The 15,353-nt window shown below is 61.1% G+C and carries 16 protein-coding genes and 1 pseudogene; 10 read left to right on the top strand and 7 right to left on the bottom strand.

Going from position 1 to position 15,353, the window contains the following annotated elements; all coding sequences use genetic code 11:
- Positions 1 to 656: 656 nt before the first annotated feature.
- From ACWUI7_RS03825 to ACWUI7_RS03805, 5 genes are all read left to right on the top strand, one after another.
- The gene (locus tag ACWUI7_RS03825; RefSeq protein ID WP_496640873.1) at positions 657 to 1,037 is read left to right on the top strand and encodes a DUF5805 domain-containing protein; all 381 of its coding nucleotides are present in this window, start codon (positions 657 to 659) and stop codon (positions 1,035 to 1,037) included.
- On the top strand, positions 1,030 to 2,064 hold the full coding sequence (locus ACWUI7_RS03820) for a tyrosine-type recombinase/integrase (RefSeq protein WP_496640872.1): 1,035 nt from the start codon (positions 1,030 to 1,032) through the stop codon (positions 2,062 to 2,064). The genes ACWUI7_RS03825 and ACWUI7_RS03820 overlap by 8 nt, the downstream gene beginning before the upstream one ends.
- 322 nt (positions 2,065 to 2,386) lie before the next feature.
- Positions 2,387 to 2,839: a PaaX domain-containing protein gene (locus tag ACWUI7_RS03815; protein ID WP_496640871.1), complete on the top strand. Its 453-nt coding sequence runs from the start codon at positions 2,387 to 2,389 to the stop codon at positions 2,837 to 2,839.
- A 9-nt stretch (positions 2,840 to 2,848) separates the two neighbouring features.
- Positions 2,849 to 3,199, top strand: coding sequence for a type II toxin-antitoxin system PemK/MazF family toxin (locus ACWUI7_RS03810; protein WP_496640870.1), 351 nt, complete (start codon positions 2,849 to 2,851; stop codon positions 3,197 to 3,199).
- A gap of 183 nt (positions 3,200 to 3,382) precedes the next feature.
- A complete protein-coding gene (locus ACWUI7_RS03805; RefSeq protein ID WP_496640869.1) occupies positions 3,383 to 3,664 on the top strand; it encodes a hypothetical protein in 282 nt (93 codons plus the stop codon).
- A 137-nt stretch (positions 3,665 to 3,801) separates the two neighbouring features.
- Here the strand turns inward: ACWUI7_RS03805 and ACWUI7_RS03800 are convergent, their stop codons facing one another.
- The gene (locus ACWUI7_RS03800; RefSeq protein ID WP_496640868.1) at positions 3,802 to 4,575 is read right to left on the bottom strand and encodes a TrmB family transcriptional regulator; all 774 of its coding nucleotides are present in this window, start codon (positions 4,573 to 4,575) and stop codon (positions 3,802 to 3,804) included.
- A 396-nt stretch (positions 4,576 to 4,971) separates the two neighbouring features.
- On the opposite strand from ACWUI7_RS03800, the gene ACWUI7_RS03795 reads away from it, so the two are divergent.
- Together ACWUI7_RS03795 and ACWUI7_RS03790 are read left to right on the top strand one after the other, a co-directional pair.
- On the top strand, positions 4,972 to 5,322 hold the full coding sequence (locus ACWUI7_RS03795; protein ID WP_496640867.1) for a HalOD1 output domain-containing protein: 351 nt from the start codon (positions 4,972 to 4,974) through the stop codon (positions 5,320 to 5,322).
- A 151-nt stretch (positions 5,323 to 5,473) separates the two neighbouring features.
- Positions 5,474 to 8,206 (top strand): cation-translocating P-type ATPase, encoded by a 2,733-nt coding sequence (locus ACWUI7_RS03790; protein ID WP_496640865.1) that lies wholly within the window; start codon positions 5,474 to 5,476, stop codon positions 8,204 to 8,206.
- Between the two features lie 37 nt (positions 8,207 to 8,243).
- On the opposite strand, the gene ACWUI7_RS03785 is transcribed toward ACWUI7_RS03790, so the two are convergent.
- Positions 8,244 to 9,164 (bottom strand): sodium:calcium antiporter, encoded by a 921-nt coding sequence (locus ACWUI7_RS03785; protein ID WP_496640864.1) that lies wholly within the window; start codon positions 9,162 to 9,164, stop codon positions 8,244 to 8,246.
- A 137-nt stretch (positions 9,165 to 9,301) separates the two neighbouring features.
- Here ACWUI7_RS03785 and ACWUI7_RS03780 point away from each other — a divergent pair, with 137 nt between their 5' ends.
- A complete protein-coding gene (locus tag ACWUI7_RS03780; protein ID WP_496640863.1) occupies positions 9,302 to 10,057 on the top strand; it encodes an SOS response-associated peptidase in 756 nt (251 codons plus the stop codon).
- 35 nt (positions 10,058 to 10,092) lie between these two features.
- On the opposite strand, the gene ACWUI7_RS03775 is transcribed toward ACWUI7_RS03780, so the two are convergent.
- The 3 genes from ACWUI7_RS03775 to ACWUI7_RS03765 form a co-directional block, all read right to left on the bottom strand.
- A complete protein-coding gene (locus ACWUI7_RS03775) occupies positions 10,093 to 11,538 on the bottom strand; it encodes a small ribosomal subunit Rsm22 family protein (RefSeq protein WP_496640862.1) in 1,446 nt (481 codons plus the stop codon).
- 50 nt (positions 11,539 to 11,588) lie between these two features.
- Positions 11,589 to 12,362 (bottom strand): NAD(P)-binding domain-containing protein, encoded by a 774-nt coding sequence (locus ACWUI7_RS03770; RefSeq protein ID WP_496640861.1) that lies wholly within the window; start codon positions 12,360 to 12,362, stop codon positions 11,589 to 11,591.
- A 143-nt stretch (positions 12,363 to 12,505) separates the two neighbouring features.
- Positions 12,506 to 13,150 (bottom strand): thioredoxin domain-containing protein, encoded by a 645-nt coding sequence (locus tag ACWUI7_RS03765; RefSeq protein ID WP_496640860.1) that lies wholly within the window; start codon positions 13,148 to 13,150, stop codon positions 12,506 to 12,508.
- A gap of 117 nt (positions 13,151 to 13,267) precedes the next feature.
- Here ACWUI7_RS03765 and ACWUI7_RS03760 point away from each other — a divergent pair, with 117 nt between their 5' ends.
- Together ACWUI7_RS03760 and ACWUI7_RS03755 are read left to right on the top strand one after the other, a co-directional pair.
- A complete protein-coding gene (locus ACWUI7_RS03760; RefSeq protein ID WP_496640859.1) occupies positions 13,268 to 14,236 on the top strand; it encodes a class I SAM-dependent methyltransferase in 969 nt (322 codons plus the stop codon).
- A 75-nt stretch (positions 14,237 to 14,311) separates the two neighbouring features.
- A pseudogene (locus ACWUI7_RS03755) lies at positions 14,312 to 14,605 on the top strand (DUF5779 family protein); the annotation flags it as partial.
- Between the two features lie 20 nt (positions 14,606 to 14,625).
- On the opposite strand, the gene ACWUI7_RS03750 reads toward ACWUI7_RS03755, so the two are convergent.
- Both ACWUI7_RS03750 and ACWUI7_RS03745 read right to left on the bottom strand, forming a co-directional pair.
- Positions 14,626 to 15,066, bottom strand: coding sequence for an RNA-binding protein (locus tag ACWUI7_RS03750; RefSeq protein WP_496640857.1), 441 nt, complete (start codon positions 15,064 to 15,066; stop codon positions 14,626 to 14,628).
- 13 nt (positions 15,067 to 15,079) lie between these two features.
- Positions 15,080 to 15,292, bottom strand: a complete 213-nt coding sequence (locus ACWUI7_RS03745; RefSeq protein ID WP_496640856.1) for a DUF1918 domain-containing protein — start codon at positions 15,290 to 15,292, stop codon at positions 15,080 to 15,082.
- Between the last annotated feature and the right edge of the window lie 61 nt (positions 15,293 to 15,353).

The raw sequence follows: 15,353 nt of genomic DNA, 5'->3' as shown, positions 1-15,353 counted from the left end.
GGGCGGGGCTTTACCGAAACGACATTGTGCCCCGCGACCCCGTGTATGGGCACGGCCCGGCTTCCTCTTCCCGTCCACGGCGTGGCCGGCGGGTCGGAGCGGTGCTGCGACCCGCCTACCGGAGCCGTGCCGCGGATTGTCGCGCCGATTTAATCCCGGTGTTCTCGCGCTCTACCCCAACATAGGGACAGGAATCGAACCCGTTCGCGGTCGTCGTCCCCGAGTACAGGGCCCGAGGCCGGACGGCCTCGGACCACAGATGCCAGTTTACTCGTGGCATCTACCGACCCCGGCATGTGCGAGGTCGGCAGTACCAGAAGACATGGCAGACAGGTTATTAACTGTGTGCAAACGCGCTTCCCCCCTCCCTGCCGCTCGCTTCGCTCGCGGCTGAGGAAGGGGGCTCCACGCTACCGCTTGCTGAGTCGGCGGTGATACAATCGTCTGTATCGCCGCATCGTGTGTATCGACAAACCACTAGTCTGTGCATCATAAATAGATATCCAGAATTGTAGGGAGTAGTGTCGGATATGTGGTCCTGTATTTTGAGATAGTAGATATATGGCAGTCGAAAAGCAGTTCTGGAACTCAAGATAAGGTCACTTATCTTGAACAGTAGGTACATTCAAGTGACCGGCGCGTAAATCAGTCTCTCAATGAGTGAAGGCCGTCAATCGGTCAAGACGTATGTCCCTGCCGCACAAAAAAAAGTGTGGCAAGAACACGCCGACCAATTAAATATGTCTCAGAGTGAGTTTCTTCGCACGATGGTGCAGGCGGGACGACGGGGATTCACCACGCCCGAGATGAGCGTCACCGAGGAGACCCCTTCTTCAAGCGTAGACCCCGGGGGTTCCGACCTCGAAACCCGGATCGAGCGTGCGCTTGAGCGGGGTCCGTGTACCTGGGAAGAGCTCGTTGAGGTCGTTGTCGGCGACGTCGAAGATCGACTCGAGCGGACGCTCGACACACTACAGGATCAAAACCGTGTGCGGTACAGCGGCAGAGACGGGGGGTACGTGCTCACCGATGAGTAGTGCGCGCGCTCCACAGGATCTCGAGGACCCGATCGCGTACTTTCTCGAAGATCTCACCTATCACGGGAAGACTGAGCGAACGCGTACGGCGTACGAACGCGTTCTCCGACGGTTCGAGTCGTCACTTGACGCCGGAACAACACCGGGGGATGCGACTCACCGCGACTGTATGGCCTTCGTTCACTCCCTGCGCGAGGGCCTCGCTGAGAGCACGGTTGCGACGTACGCCGCGTACCTCCATCGATTCTACGGGTACATGGCCGAGGTCGGAGCGTTCACCGGAAACCCAATGACCCTGGTGATAGCGGAGATGGATGAGACCGTAGAGAAAGACCCTGTGCGAAGAGATATCTCGCTGTCAGCAATGCGGGCGTTCATCTCGTCGATCACCCATCCGCTGCACCGCGCCGTTGTCGGCACATTATTGAAGACCGGGATGCGAGTCGGTGAGCTGTGTAACCTCGACCTTTGTGACGTACGACTCAGCGACGATGCGGTGAATGCCGCGTACACGCTTGGAACGCGGCCCGCACTAGAGGGGCGTCGTGACTCGCTATACGTGACCCCCGCGGCGACCGTCGGCGAGTCGTTAAACGGCGAGGTTAGGACGGCCTCGAACAAGCGAAAACGCGAGACAGTGATCCCTGTCGACGACGAACTTCGTTCGATGGTGTGCGCGTGGCTCGCTATCCGCCCAGATACGACGTCTCCGGCCGAACCACTCTTCGTAGCGACTGCAGAGGGATGGGGAGAACGACTCGACCCCGCGGCCGTGCGGCACATTGTCGAGCAACACGCCCGCGAACACGGGTGGTACCGGACGGGTGGTGGAGCCAGAGAGAACGTCACGCCTCACTACTTCAGACACTTTTTCACCACACACTTGCGCGATACGACCGGTGACCGCGGTGTCGTCAAGTACCTCCGCGGCGACGTCGCCGACGACGTCATCGACACGTACACACACAATTGGGGAGACCAAGTTCGGTCGACGTACGAAGCGAACGTCTTCAGACTCCTCGAGTAAGCGGTACACAACCCGTCTCTGGCGCGGATTTGTCTACGCAGTAGACATACATGTCAAACTCCAGGCTGAATTTCCGTTGGACGCCGATCACATAAACCGTATACTACGATATAGAAACTGCGGCTGCTGATGTTCACAGATTCGGCGTTTGAATTTCTACAAACCACCAACCAGACGACAGATGGTGCGTCTCGTACTTGGTCTGATTGCCAACAGGCTCTTCGGAGGATGCCGTTACAGCGTGGTTGATTCTCAGCGCCTCACCTCCCCAAACAGTTATCACCTACAATCGCCTACAATCAAATACAAAGAGGCTTCCACCATGCCTGTCGACCTTCGAACTCACGACCCATCCGACGACGTCCAGATCAACCCGCGTACGAACAAGGCTGCCATTATCTGCCTCCTCTATACGAACCCCAACTACGGGTTCACACCCTCCGAGATCCACAACCGACTTGATGACATCCCAAAGGGAAGTATCACGGGCACGCTCACCCGTCTTCTCAACGACGGCGACATCGGCAAGACCGCTGACGGCTACTACCACGCCCTCGAGAGCCGTGATGACCTCCGGAGATTCTCTCGCGGCCTCGTTCAAGTTCAGACCCTCACCGACCGCTACCACGATGGCTTCACCCCTGACGATATCGAGCAAACGGATGACCACCCCACGAGCAACACACACTCCGAGACCAGACAGCACAGCAGTGCCAACGAAGAACCTGCACCCGAAGACTGGATTGAGAGCGTCGACGACTCCGAGCAGGCGTAGCGACTCGATATGACATGGTATTTTCAGGGTAGCCTCGTCTTTGCGGTCGACCCGACGGGAGCTCATACGAACCCACGGCCTGTCGTTGTCATCTCAGATGCTGACCGGCCCTACTTGGAAGAGGAAGCAACTGTCGTTTGTCTCGGCACGAAGGCCGACGAGCGGTACAAGCACTCAACGCCTGTTCTCCCGAACGATGTCATCAACAATACCCACCTCAAGAAGACTACGTACGTCCTCCCGTGGGCGATCTACACGATCTCTCTCTCCAGTATAGACGATACTCTTCCACGGGGACGACTCACCGACGAAGGTATGGACCTCATCGCAGACGCTGTCGACGATATGATTCGACCGTAGAACACGAAATTGGCTTTGAGACTAGCTGAGAGAGTTTTTTGGCGTGTTCACACTGCGCTCTGTAGGCACTCGCGGCTTTGTTGAAATCCTTAGTCGGTGATAGTTTTCAGCAACCGTGCTGAATACAGTGCTCATATTCGGCACTTCACTTGATTTATGTAGAAATAAACACAATGAGGAAATATGGATACTGAATTGCTTAGCGAGGAGAAATATGAAGAACTTCTGCGGTCTAGAACCAAAGAACTGACAAGAAGTCAGGAAAACCAACTACGGCAAATCGATAGGGCTGAATTCCTATTAAATGAGTATAGAGAAGAGCTATCCGAAGAGGACCGAGAACAAACTCTCATTATATTAAAACGCAGGCAGATGGAGATCTTGACAAACGAAGTGGATAAACCGTGGAAAGAATTTTTGAATTCAGTACCGGACAAAGCAAAAGGTGTAATTGACATTTTTTAATCTGAAAACCGCAACTTGGTGCTACATACTCTGTATTCAGCAAGCACTTTCTATCAGTTCTAGAGGAATTCAACAGAGCCAAAATATTAGATGTGACTCAGAGTCCTCTTCCTTAATAAATGAGGACAGCCGTTGGTTCAATTTTCAGCTGTGATCGAAGGGTCGCGAGATTCCACAGAAAGAGATTGATCTGCACCGATTGTTACCGTAAACCCGAATGTCGCATTACTCACGACGAGCGCCTCACGGTCGGCGAGCAGGAGACGACTGATCTGCGTGCCGTCATCAGAGAGTGGAGATTTGTTGACCCAATCGAGCGGAGAAACGGAGACGCGGCCACACGTGATGTCGCGTCGAATCTGGGCTTCGAGCGTCTCATCAACGGCGTTTATAACCCCTTCCACGCCGCGGTCGTGTGCTGACTGCAGCTGCCGGGCGAGCCGATCGGTGATCACCGTCTCGTGGCCCACGATCAAAAACACCTCGTCGGTCGACCCTTCGATGAGTCGCTGGGTACGGCTCGTTATTGCCCGCCTGCCAGAGAGCGCCCACACCTCGTGTATCGAGTTAGTGCTCTCGGTGTCATCCGTCGAGTCGAGCCTGCTCAAGACACTGTGTAACGACGCGGTCCTGTCGACGTACTCGCGTTTGAGCGTCTCGACTGCTTCTTCGATCGGGACGGCCCGAAACACCTGTGGATTAGAGTGTTGCGTCTCGACGAGACCTTTTGACTCGAGGACACCGATGGCGTCGTACACGCGTGTCCGTGGTACGTCCGACGTATCACTGATCTCTCGTGCTGTTCCGTTCTCTCGCCGTGTAAGTGCGACGAGCGACTTTGCTTCGTACTCTTTGAGTCCGAGCTCTTGAAGCAGTCCGACCGCACGTGTCTTGTTCGAATTACCACTCATTGGTCCCAACCTGGCTGCAAATACGCTATACACGTCCAGGGTGTTTAGTCGATCGCTGTGGATCGACGGTGAGAGCGTACACAGTCAGTCCGCCGGCAAGCCTATCGCGGCACCACATCAGAACTGCGTCGACGCCAAGGTGCGGTGACAACTGAGAAAAACGTAGTAACTCAGATGATCACATTTTGTGTGAGAGGCGAGAACAGGCTGTTGGCGTTTCATCACGACCTGGTCCCAACTGCATCGTGGTGATGCGCCCTCCGGTCACCCAGCGGGTGACCGGCTGTCTTAATATAGAATGTAACTCAAGAAATCACAATATTTAAATTCCTCACGCAAATACGTAAATGGTAATAACTTGAACGACTGCGTACTGGCAGTCGTAACAGGGGGACGATGAGCCGAGAACCCGAGAAAAACGACGAGCGAGAGTGGGCCGACAAGGCTGACCAGCCCGCCGAGCGCGACTCGGTCGGCGCCCCGACGGTCGAGCACCGATGGACCGACACGGCGTCGCCGTGCACGAGTATTATCGAGGCGGTGGCGGCGGCGACCGGCCGCCAGCCGACTGAGTTACCCACACTAGATGGACACGTCGATGGCGACGCCCTCGATACCCTATTACGCCGCGGATCGCCGCCCGTGACCATCGCTTTCGAGTACGCTGACACCGAGGTTCTCGCATGCGGAGACGGGACAGTGCAGGTCACCGTCACCGACTGTGCTTCGGCGTCGACGAACGAGTGACACCTTACTATCACGATCGGAGAACTGCTGCCGCCGGATAAGTGATCGGGGGCGGTACCGGACTGTCACACTGCATGCGAGACGCACTGGATGCCCGCCGAGTGTCACCGAGGAGAACGTGCAAGTGCCGGACTGACCGGGATAGTCGGCGATGACCGAGACGTCTGGGGCGGGTGGAGACGATACCTCAGTGGACTGGCACGCTCGACCCAGTACGGACGTCTGTGAGGAGCTCGGGGTCGGTCCCGAGGGACTCACGCACTCAGAGGCGGAACGCCGTCTCGCACGGACGGCCCCCAACGAGATTCGCGAGCCTGCAGAGGTCGATCTGTTTGCGCTGTTCGTCTCACAGTTTCAGGACGCGCTCATCTATCTTTTACTCGGTGCTGCAGTATTGTCGCTCGCTGTGGGGCTTGTCCCCGGTCAACAAGCGAACTACGTCGACGCCGGGCTCATCGCGGTGATACTTCTTGGAAACGGCCTCTTCGGTTTCATCCAAGATTACCGAGCCGAGAAGGCAATGGAGACGCTTCGGGAGCTTGCCGCCCCGGAAGCGATGGTAATTCGAGACGGGCACCGCCGTGTCGTCGATGCGACGACTCTCGTTCCCGGAGACGTGATTGTCATCGAACAAGGCGATGCGATCCCTGCTGACGCACGCCTGGTTGAAGCGACGAACCTCGAGACCGTAGAGGCGTCATTGACGGGTGAGAGCGCTCCTGTGTTGAAAACCTCGACACCCCTTGATAACGAGACCCCCCTCGCTGAGCGGGAAAACATGGTCTATACGGGTACGAATGCGGTTGCGGGTCGCGGACGGGCCGTCGTCGTGGAAACGGGAATGGACACCGAAGTGGGGGGGATAGCGACACAGATTCGAGAAGCCGAGGAGACGCCCACCCCGTTTCGAGCCGAAGTCGACAGGCTGGGACGCCGAATTGGCTATGGCGTCTTCGGACTCGTTGTGCTTCTCGCTGTCGCACTGCTCAGGTTCACACAGACGGACCCAGTGACGGTCTTGTTGTTGAGTGTGACGCTGGCCGTCGCAGCCGTTCCAGAGGGCCTCCCGGCGGTCGTGACGGTGACACTCGCATTGGGTTCTCAGACGCTGGCGAAACAGAATGCCGTCGTTCGACGTCTCCCTGTCGTCGAGGGTCTCGGCTCGGTCGACGTGATCCTGACGGATAAGACGGGGACGCTCACCGAAAATCAGATGACGGTCAGGCGACTCGTGGTCGGAGACGACGTCTACGAGGTGACCGGTACCGGACTCGATCCGAGCGGAGAGTTTCGCTGTGGCGGGAACGCTGTCGATCTGGGGCCCCTCACGCCGCTGTTGCGGTGCGGATTGTACTGTAATGACGCTACAGCAGCCCCGCCATCAGCCGACGAGGTGTACTACGGGGATCCAACCGAGATTGCGCTCCGTGTCACCGCATCGAAGGCCGGCATCGACGACGACGACGCCGAACGACGGCGAGAGATCCCGTTCTCCTCTGAGCGGAAGCGGATGACCGTACTCGTCGAGTCGGACGGCGAGCACGTAGCGTACACGAAGGGTGCACCAGACACGGTTCTCAGACGGTGTGACCGCGTCCTCCTCAACGGATCGGTCGAGCCGCTGACCGACGACCGACGCCGCCGTATTCATCAGACGACCGCCTCGTTCGCATCGGATGCGCTGCGGGTGCTGGGATTCGCCCGAAAGTCGGTCCCAGACCCCACGGTCGACGACGACGAACTGGAGGATGGACTCGTTTTTCTCGGTACCCAAGGAATGATCGACCCGCCCCGCGACGAGGTTGACCGCGCGGTCGCCGACTGTCGCAGCGCGGGGATCCGTGTGGTGATGGTGACAGGCGATAACGTCGAAACGGCGAAGGCGATTGGCTCGGCGATCGGCTTTGATCCCGATGGTGCGATGGACGGCCGAGCGGTCGATGCCCTCGACGATGCCGAACTGCAAGCTGCCGTCGAATCTGTCGAGGTGTTTGCCCGGGTCGCCCCGAGACACAAGGTCGCTGTCCTCGAGGCGCTCCAGGCGAACGGTCACACGGTGGCGATGACGGGTGATGGAGTAAACGATGCGTCGTCAGTCCGCACCGCAGACGTCGGTATTTCGATGGGAATCCGTGGCACCGACGTGGCGAAAGAGGCCTCAGACGTGGTGTTGCGAGACGACAACTTCGCGACGATCAGAGACGCTATCGCCGAGGGGCGTGGCATCTTCGACAACATTCGAAAATTCGTCAACTACCTGTTGTCGGCCAACGCCGGCGAGGTATTGGTCGTGTTCGTCGGCGTCGTAATCGCGAGTACGGTTGCCCCGTTCCTCGGTATCGACCGGTCGGAAGCACTCGTGTTGACGCCAGTAATGCTCTTGTGGATCAATCTCGTGACTGACGGGCTGCCAGCGCTCGCGCTTGGCACCGATCCGAAGGCAGATAGTATCATGGACCGCCCACCTCGTCGTACAGACGAGCCGGTGATCACCCGTCGGACGATGGCCTCTATCGGGACTATCGCCGTCTTGATGACGGTGACAGGCCTCTCGCTGTTCTTTTATGGACTACAAGCGACGCAGTCTCTCGTCCGTGCTCAGACGCTTCTTTTCACCTTCCTCGTCGTGGTAGAGGTGATCCGCATCCAGCTTGTCCGGTCTCGGTATCACCTCGGCCCACTCTCGAACCGGTGGCTCGTGGGCGCAGTCGCCTCGTCCGTCGGCCTCCAGCTGGCGGTCTTGTACACGCCAGTGTCCCAGTTTTTCGACATCGTTCCAATCGGGGCTGCGGGCTGGACGTGGATCGGGGTCGCGTTCGTTGGCTTCGTACTGGCGGGAGTCATTACAGAGCGGGTCATCACTCGGGTGATGCCCGGTCACTAGCAACGTGACCCGGCTACGACGGGTATCCGATTAGCGGTCACAACAGCACGAAAGAAGGGAGATACAAAAGCACACAGCCGAGACCGGTCCATCGGTTGATGCCGCGTCGCCAGTACATGAGTCCAAGGACGGCGAGTGAGACGACCAACATGTAGCCAGTTGAGACGAAGATCACCTGGGGGTCGCTGACGCCGACCGTCGCCACGAGCGCCCCGATACCCAGCGAGAACACCGGATCGGTGATGTTGCTCCCGAGCAGCGAGCCGACAGAGATGCCGGCTCTCCCGCGTCTGGCAGCGAGGCTCGCAACGGCAATCTCCGGCGTCGTCGTGCCGAGCCCGGTGAAAAGCCCCACGAGATACGCGGGGACGTCGAATAACCGAGCAATTGCAACCCCGTTGGTCACGAGGAGATGCCCGCCGATGGCCACCAGTGTGATACCGATCACAATCCACGGCGCGGCGTCTCGGAGCGGCGTTTGTCCCCCGACGACCTCTGATGTCACCTCTTCTCCACCCTCGTGTGAGTACAGATCGTGGATGAACGCCACGTATGCGATCATCATCAGAAACCCCTCTGAGCGGACGATACGACCGTCTTCGAGGACGAGTATCATGATGATCATCGCGAGCACCATCGCTCCCCCGTACACGAGGACGTTTCGCCGTTCGGCCTCGATATCAGATACGATTGCGACAATACCGATTGCGAGGGTGATCTGTGCCGTTTCCGACCCGACGATGTTTCCGACGAGGAGGTCGCCCGCGCCGTATCGGGCGGCGTACACAGACGTCGTCATCTCTGGGATCGACGTGCCGATCGAGACGATCGTAACGCCGATAAAGAACGCCGACACGCCGTAGTATAGCGCCAACTCGGCCGCAGCGTCCACCGTGCGGTCGGCCCCGACCAACAGGAGCGTCAGCCCGAGCAGAAACCCACCCACCTCGAGGATCATTGGTCGTATGCGTCTCTCCACGCGGCCGCCACAAGTACGGGCCGACAGATATCACCGACTGGGACACTATCGCGGTCACACGGACCCGACTGCCGTCCCGACCGATTAAGCCGTCGCGCCGCCAACGACCCATATCAATGTGTGGCCGCTATACGCTTTTCACGCCGGTCGACGAACTCGAGTCGCGATTCGGTGCCGCGTTCGACGCGGAACACGAACCGAGCTACAACTGTGCACCGGGAGAGCAACTGCCGGTGATTCCGGCTTGCGATCCGGATCGAGCCGTCGAGATGACATGGGGGCTCACACCGTCGTGGGCCGAGGAGCGATTCGACCTGATCAACGCCCGGGCAGAAACGGTCCGTAAAAAGCGGAGCTTCGCCGAGGCGTACCAGTCGCGCCGGTGCCTCGTACCCGCCGACGGCTTCTACGAGTGGGTCGATGGTGGTAGCGGCAGTAAACAACCGTACCGCGTCGCATTCGAGGACGACCGACCGTTCGCACTCGCCGGGCTGTACGAGCGGTGGCAGCCACCCGAGCCCGAGACGACACAAACCGGACTCGACGCATTCGACGGGGGTACCAGTGGTGACACAGATTCCACTGACGAGCCACTGGAGACGTTCACGATTGTGACGACGGAGCCGAACGACCTTGTCGCGACGCTCCACCACCGGATGGCGGTGATCCTCGACCCCGACGACGAGCAAACGTGGCTCACCGGCACCCCCGAGGAGGCGGCCTCGCTCTTAGGGCCGTATCCGCCGGCGGCAATGGAGACGTATCCCGTTTCTTCGCGTGTGAACGCTGCGGGAACCAACGGCCCAGAACTCGTCGAGCCGGTCGAAGACCCTGGGGTGGACGGGGGTCACCACGCGAGGCTGAATCGGTGAGCGACTCTGACGTTCGGTATTGACGAGACGCTGATTCAGGGGGCGACGAGGTCGACCACGGTCTCGTCGTCGACGACGATGTTGTAGGCACCCTCATCGTCGTTCCAGAGGACGAGGCCGTTTTCGACGAAGACGACTGCCCCGTACGCGGCCACCCGCAGGTCGCGATTGAGTGTGGTCTCACGGGTGCAGACGAGGTAGTGGTCGACGCTTTGTGAGCCGTCTCCGACCCGGTACACCGCGTTATCTCCGTCGCTGAGGTTGTGACTGAGCTTCACGGCAAGAAGGTTCACCCGGTCGGTGACGTGTGACTCGGCGTCCGCCATGCGGGCACACCGGTCGGCACTCGCCCGGACATCGACTCGTCGCTCGCCGTCGGGCCGGAGAATCGAGTAGGCGAACTGGACGTCGACGTTCACGAACTCGCCGGGCTCGTCATCTGCCGCGCGGGTCGCCACCACGTCTAGTTGCCGCTGGAACGCGGGCACGTCGAGGTCTTCGCGGACGTCGAACGACCAGCCCCGGTCATCTGGCGTCCTGTTCGGCCAGAGCCGAAGTGTCGGGGCGTACACGCTCGGGGCGGTCTCGTGGCGCGTCGTGACCGCTCGTTCGACCTCGCGGAGCGACATTGCTGTCTCCTTGTCTGCCGGTGCGAGCGCGACCACGCTACCGTCCGAAGCGAGCACGTCGAGTGCTGCTGAACAGACCGCAACCGGGTCGGCGAGCTCTGAGAGCACGTTGCCGAAGAGAACGAGATCGAACGGCTTCCCGATCGACGGGTCCGGATCGTTCTCGCCGAGTCCGAACGCCGCCTCGGCTGTCGTCCGGTGGATCGTCGACCGGAAGTTTTGGCCGGTCGTCTCGAGCAGTCGTTTGAGGACGGTCGCCGCCGGACTCGGCTCGATTGCGTGGTACGAGACGACCGCGTCATTCGGGAGGTAGTCGTGGAGGCCGAGTGCCGGGCCGCCGACGCCTGCACCGACGTCGAGAACGCGAAGCGTCCGGTCAAGCAGTCCGTTCTCCGCGAGCGCGTCGAGAACGTACCCGATTGCCGCGTAGTACCCTGGAAGGTGGTAGATTGCGTAGCCGAGTGCAGCCACCTCGTCGTACTCGACATCGTTTCCGTACAGGTAGTCCGTCTTCAGCCGCCTGATGGCCGTCCGAAGCGCGGTCCCGGAGTCGCCGACGGGCCAATCCGCGCCGAATTTCGATACAAGCACGTCCTCAAGAGCAAAGGAGACCTCGTCTGGGATCGCACTCGGTGCCCAGCCAGGCTGGGGGACCGGGTCCTTGTCGACCGGCTCAAATCGACCGTCTTCGCGCTCGCGGAGCCGCAGGTCGAACGCCTCCTCTCTGAGCGCCGCCTTGATTACTCCCGGATGGTTCGTTCCCTCGACGTACTGCGTGAGCTCATCGGGGTCGATAGGGCGGACTTCTCGGAGGTAGTTGGCGGTGTTTCGGAGCGTCGTTCGGTCTATCATTGTGACATGGTACCAGTAGATTGCAGGGTCGGCTGAGAGCGGGGACAGGGTCAGTCGTGTCGTTCGCGGGTCGTCCCATCGCCGCGGGCGTGTTCGTACAACGCCGAAAACTGCGACGTATCGGCGTCGGCGAGCTCGGTCGCGGCCGCGGCCACCGCGTCCGCGCCGTCGAAGGCCCGCTGTATCTCGGCGTACACCGCTGGGGAGCCCTCGGTGACGGTGTCGGCAACCGACGCAAGTGCGGCCGACACCGGCGTGTGGAACTCCTCGCGCACCGGGTCGGCGGCGAGCCGCCAAGCCAACACCGCAGCGTGAGCACCGGCTTGAACCGTCTCCATCGCCCGGTCGTGTTCGGTGGCGGAGGTCTCAAATACCTCGTTGCCACCTGCCTCGATGGCCGCTGTGATCGCCGCTACGGACTCGCCGGGCTCGTCGACGACGACGGCCACGTTGCCGGGGACTCTCGGCGGCGCAAACAGCGGGTGGTAGCTCGCACGCGCGAGGTCGGAGGCGTGTTCGCGCATCGCCGCCACCGAAGCGGTCATCTCACCGGAGACGTCGATGATCGCCTGTGTGGCCCGTGGGGCGTACGTCTCGACAGCCGCCGGGACCGCAGACATTGGTACCGAGAGACAGACCACGTCGTGAGTTGTGTCTGCCTCCGTTGGTACCGCCTCGGCGGCTCGGCGTGACGCAGCGTCGCTCGCGACCGCCTGGTCGCGGTCGGTAAATGCGACCCGGGCCTCTGTGGGTGCGTCGGCACCGGTGAGGGTGTCTGCGACCCATCGTCCAATCTCACCCGCGCCGACCACGAGTACGTCCATTCGAGCGGTGGGAGGGTTCGAGCGCGGTAAAATGACTCGATCGGATCGTTCTGCGCTGTGTCTGGTTCAGCGGGAGTCCACATCAAAGCCCTACCCTCAACGAGCGAACCCCGTATGGGGTGAGCGAAGTAGGGTAGGGTAGTTTACCGTCGTGCCTCGATCGTCGTGGTGATGGCGTCTGCCGTCGGCACCACCGATTCGTCGTTGACGATCACCGTCGGTGTCCCGCTTACCCCTCGTTCGACGCCCGTCGCCCGATCGGCTGCGACAACGTCGGCGTATGTCTCCGCCTGCAGGTCGGCGAGCACGACACAGGGGTCAGCACCCACGGCCTCTGCGGCGGCACCGACGGCCTCGCCGCTGTACGCGCCGATCGACTCGTAGACGGCCTCGGTGAAGTCGAAAAATGCCTCGTCGCCCTGGCGGGCGCCGACGCCTCGCGCTGCGCTTGCGACCGGAACCGCCCACTCCTCGTCGACCGGGATGGGAAAGTCCCAATGTTCGTAGCGGACGTCCGCTGCGTCGAGGGGCCCAGCGCGAAGCGTCGGGAGCTCCTCGGTCGCGAACGTCGCACAGTGCGAGCAGGTGAAGTCCTCGAAGACCTGGATGCGTATCGGGGCGTCGGGGTCGCCGAGAGCCGGTCGGTACGCAGTGTCTGGCTCCGGTGCTGAGACAGCCTCACAGTCGAACGCTGCACTCGCCGTCGAGTCCCCACCGAGACATCCTGTCGCGCTGACGACCGCACCCGTCGCAATACCAGCCAGGAACGACCGTCGCGTCCGTGTCATATCGCGGTATGGGTGAGCAACGAACTTAATGACACCGAGCCACCGGTCGGCGGACGGCTGGCCGGTGAGGCTCGTGGATGCCGAACGATTTTATTTGCCGGGAGCGTTCACCACGGCGTGACTCGTCCGTCGGCGTACACGCAGACGCGGTACCTCGAGGCCAAGCGAACCGTCGACGACCGGGCGCTACACCGCCCAACGCTCGATTCGCTCAAGCGAGCACTCACAGGCCGTTCCGCGCCGATCCGTATTGTCGAGGCTGGCTGCGGCACGGGATCTATGCTCCGCCGCCTGCTCGCCTGGGACGTACTCCCCGATACCGTCGTGTATCACGGCTTCGACCTTGACCCAGCAGCGGTCGACAAAGCGATCACGGAGCTGGCCAGGTGGGCTGAAGATGCCGGCTTTGCCGTCGATACGCGGACAGCGACCGAAGAACTCGAGACGACAGATATCAGCCTCACTGCTGACGACGGGACAACGGTCCGTGCCACCTTCACCGTCGGCGACGCGGTTGAACGGGCTCGTCGTCTCGACGCCACCTACGACCTGCTCGTCGGCTGTGCCGTGTTCGACCTCCTCAACCTTGCGGACGCGCTTGAGCCGTTGTTAACGCTCGTCCCTGGCGGCCTCGTGTACGCGCCGATCACGTTCGACGGCGAAACCTTCTTTCGTTTGTCGGCAGCCGACGCCGATGCTCCCAGGGTGACGCCCGAGACGGAGCGGGCCGTGATGGCCGTGTACCACGAAATCATGGACGAGCCGACCCGACCGGGTGGCAGCCGGGCCGGTCGAGAGCTGCTCAGGGCGTTTCCGGCCGCCGGCTGTGAGATCCGTGCCGCTGGGGCCGCCGGCTGGCTAGTGACGCCACCGTACCCCGGCGACGAAGCGTACTTCCTCCACCACCTGATCGACGGTATCGAATCCGCGATCGTCGACGCACAGATCACTGCGGACGGGACGGACCGGCTCACTCGCGAGGCGGTGGCGACATGGGCCGACCGCCGTCATCGGGCGGTGTCGGCGGCGACGCTCATATACGGAGCGCATAATCTCGACGTGCTTGCGGCCGTCCCTGATTCGTGAACGGTGGTCGATTCTTCGCGTGATTCTTACTCGTGAGAGCCGAACGCTTTTCTCGGCGTGTGTCGTCGCTCCGGTATGACCGACTGGGACCTCGACCTCCGTGACGCCGAATCCGAGCTGGACACCCCGGTTCCTGCCGGCGGCGACGTGGTCCTCGACGTCCTGGACGGCTCGACCGACCCGGCCGTCTTGGTGCAACACGTTGAGGAGGGAGACGTCCTCGTGTTGGCGGTTGAGGGCGACCTCAACGAACTCGCCGCCGGCTTCGCTCGCGAGGTGAAAGACGCGGGCGGGTCGCTGATGCACTTTCGAGGTTTTTTGATCCTTACCCCGCCTGAGACGTCAATCGATACCGACCGGCTATCAGAGTGAGAAAGCGGCGGCGTCGGCTACGACGATTCGTTCGCGAGCCGCGAGAGCGTTTCGCGGGCGTTCTCGACAGCTGTGTCGTGTTTCGCGGGGTACGCTTCGACTTTCGCTCTGAGCGTGATGCCGTGACCGAGCCTGACGTCGCCGCGGAACGCCGCTTGTTTGTCGAGCCGCACGAATAGCGCGCAGTTGTCGTCGACCCGCTCGTCGAGCTCCTCGAGCACGCGGTCGAGATCAGGGAGGGTCGCAAACTGGTCGAGGACGTGTCGCATCTCGTCGGCCACCTCGATTCGGGCGGAGAGCACGACGATTCGGTCGCCATGGTGGCCGACGGTCTCCTCACGGTCGATCGGAGCGTCCGCGGGCATGAGCGTTCGGAGTGCCGCCTCGACGCGCTTTTGATCTTCGGTGGCATACGAAAACGCTCTGAGGTCGACGTAGTGGAACGGGACAGCGGGCACGGGAGCGGTGTCGCTACGCCTCGGGTTCGTCTTCGGCGGCCGCCTCGGGCTCGGCGGTCTCCAGTGCGTCTTCTGGGACACCGGTTTCTTGTCCCTCGTCGAAGGTCACGGTGTACGTGGCGTCACCAAACATCGTCTCCATCACCTGCGTCACCGTTCCGGTCTCGCCGTCGTACTCGCTGTGTTTGTCGTGGAAGACCACGTGGTCGTCCTTTTCGAAACTCATACGCTGGATACCGCTGGGACGGTTAAAAGCGCGTGGATTTCTCGAGCGCGAGCGCGCCACG

The organism is Halorubrum orientale (assembly GCF_059623105.1).
The sequence above is the reverse complement of the archived record's forward strand: the minus strand, read 5'-3'. Positions and strand labels throughout refer to the sequence as shown.

What these genes read in the sequence shown, in the direction of transcription:
- ACWUI7_RS03820 (WP_496640872.1), top strand. Translation starts at nt 1,030, where the DNA reads ATGAGTAGTGCGCGCGCTCCACAGGATCTCGAGGACCCGATCGCGTAC.
- ACWUI7_RS03805 (WP_496640869.1), top strand. Translation starts at nt 3,383, where the DNA reads ATGGATACTGAATTGCTTAGCGAGGAGAAATATGAAGAACTTCTGCGG.
- ACWUI7_RS03780 (WP_496640863.1), top strand. Translation starts at nt 9,302, where the DNA reads ATGTGTGGCCGCTATACGCTTTTCACGCCGGTCGACGAACTCGAGTCG.
- ACWUI7_RS03745 (WP_496640856.1), bottom strand. Translation starts at nt 15,292, where the DNA reads ATGAGTTTCGAAAAGGACGACCACGTGGTCTTCCACGACAAACACAGC.
- ACWUI7_RS03810 (WP_496640870.1), top strand. Translation starts at nt 2,849, where the DNA reads ATGACATGGTATTTTCAGGGTAGCCTCGTCTTTGCGGTCGACCCGACG.
- ACWUI7_RS03800 (WP_496640868.1), bottom strand. Translation starts at nt 4,575, where the DNA reads ATGAGTGGTAATTCGAACAAGACACGTGCGGTCGGACTGCTTCAAGAG.
- ACWUI7_RS03825 (WP_496640873.1), top strand. Translation starts at nt 657, where the DNA reads ATGAGTGAAGGCCGTCAATCGGTCAAGACGTATGTCCCTGCCGCACAA.
- ACWUI7_RS03790 (WP_496640865.1), top strand. Translation starts at nt 5,474, where the DNA reads ATGACCGAGACGTCTGGGGCGGGTGGAGACGATACCTCAGTGGACTGG.
- ACWUI7_RS03765 (WP_496640860.1), bottom strand. Translation starts at nt 13,150, where the DNA reads ATGACACGGACGCGACGGTCGTTCCTGGCTGGTATTGCGACGGGTGCG.
- ACWUI7_RS03785 (WP_496640864.1), bottom strand. Translation starts at nt 9,164, where the DNA reads ATGATCCTCGAGGTGGGTGGGTTTCTGCTCGGGCTGACGCTCCTGTTG.
- ACWUI7_RS03815 (WP_496640871.1), top strand. Translation starts at nt 2,387, where the DNA reads ATGCCTGTCGACCTTCGAACTCACGACCCATCCGACGACGTCCAGATC.
- ACWUI7_RS03775 (WP_496640862.1), bottom strand. Translation starts at nt 11,538, where the DNA reads ATGATAGACCGAACGACGCTCCGAAACACCGCCAACTACCTCCGAGAA.
- ACWUI7_RS03770 (WP_496640861.1), bottom strand. Translation starts at nt 12,362, where the DNA reads ATGGACGTACTCGTGGTCGGCGCGGGTGAGATTGGACGATGGGTCGCA.
- ACWUI7_RS03795 (WP_496640867.1), top strand. Translation starts at nt 4,972, where the DNA reads ATGAGCCGAGAACCCGAGAAAAACGACGAGCGAGAGTGGGCCGACAAG.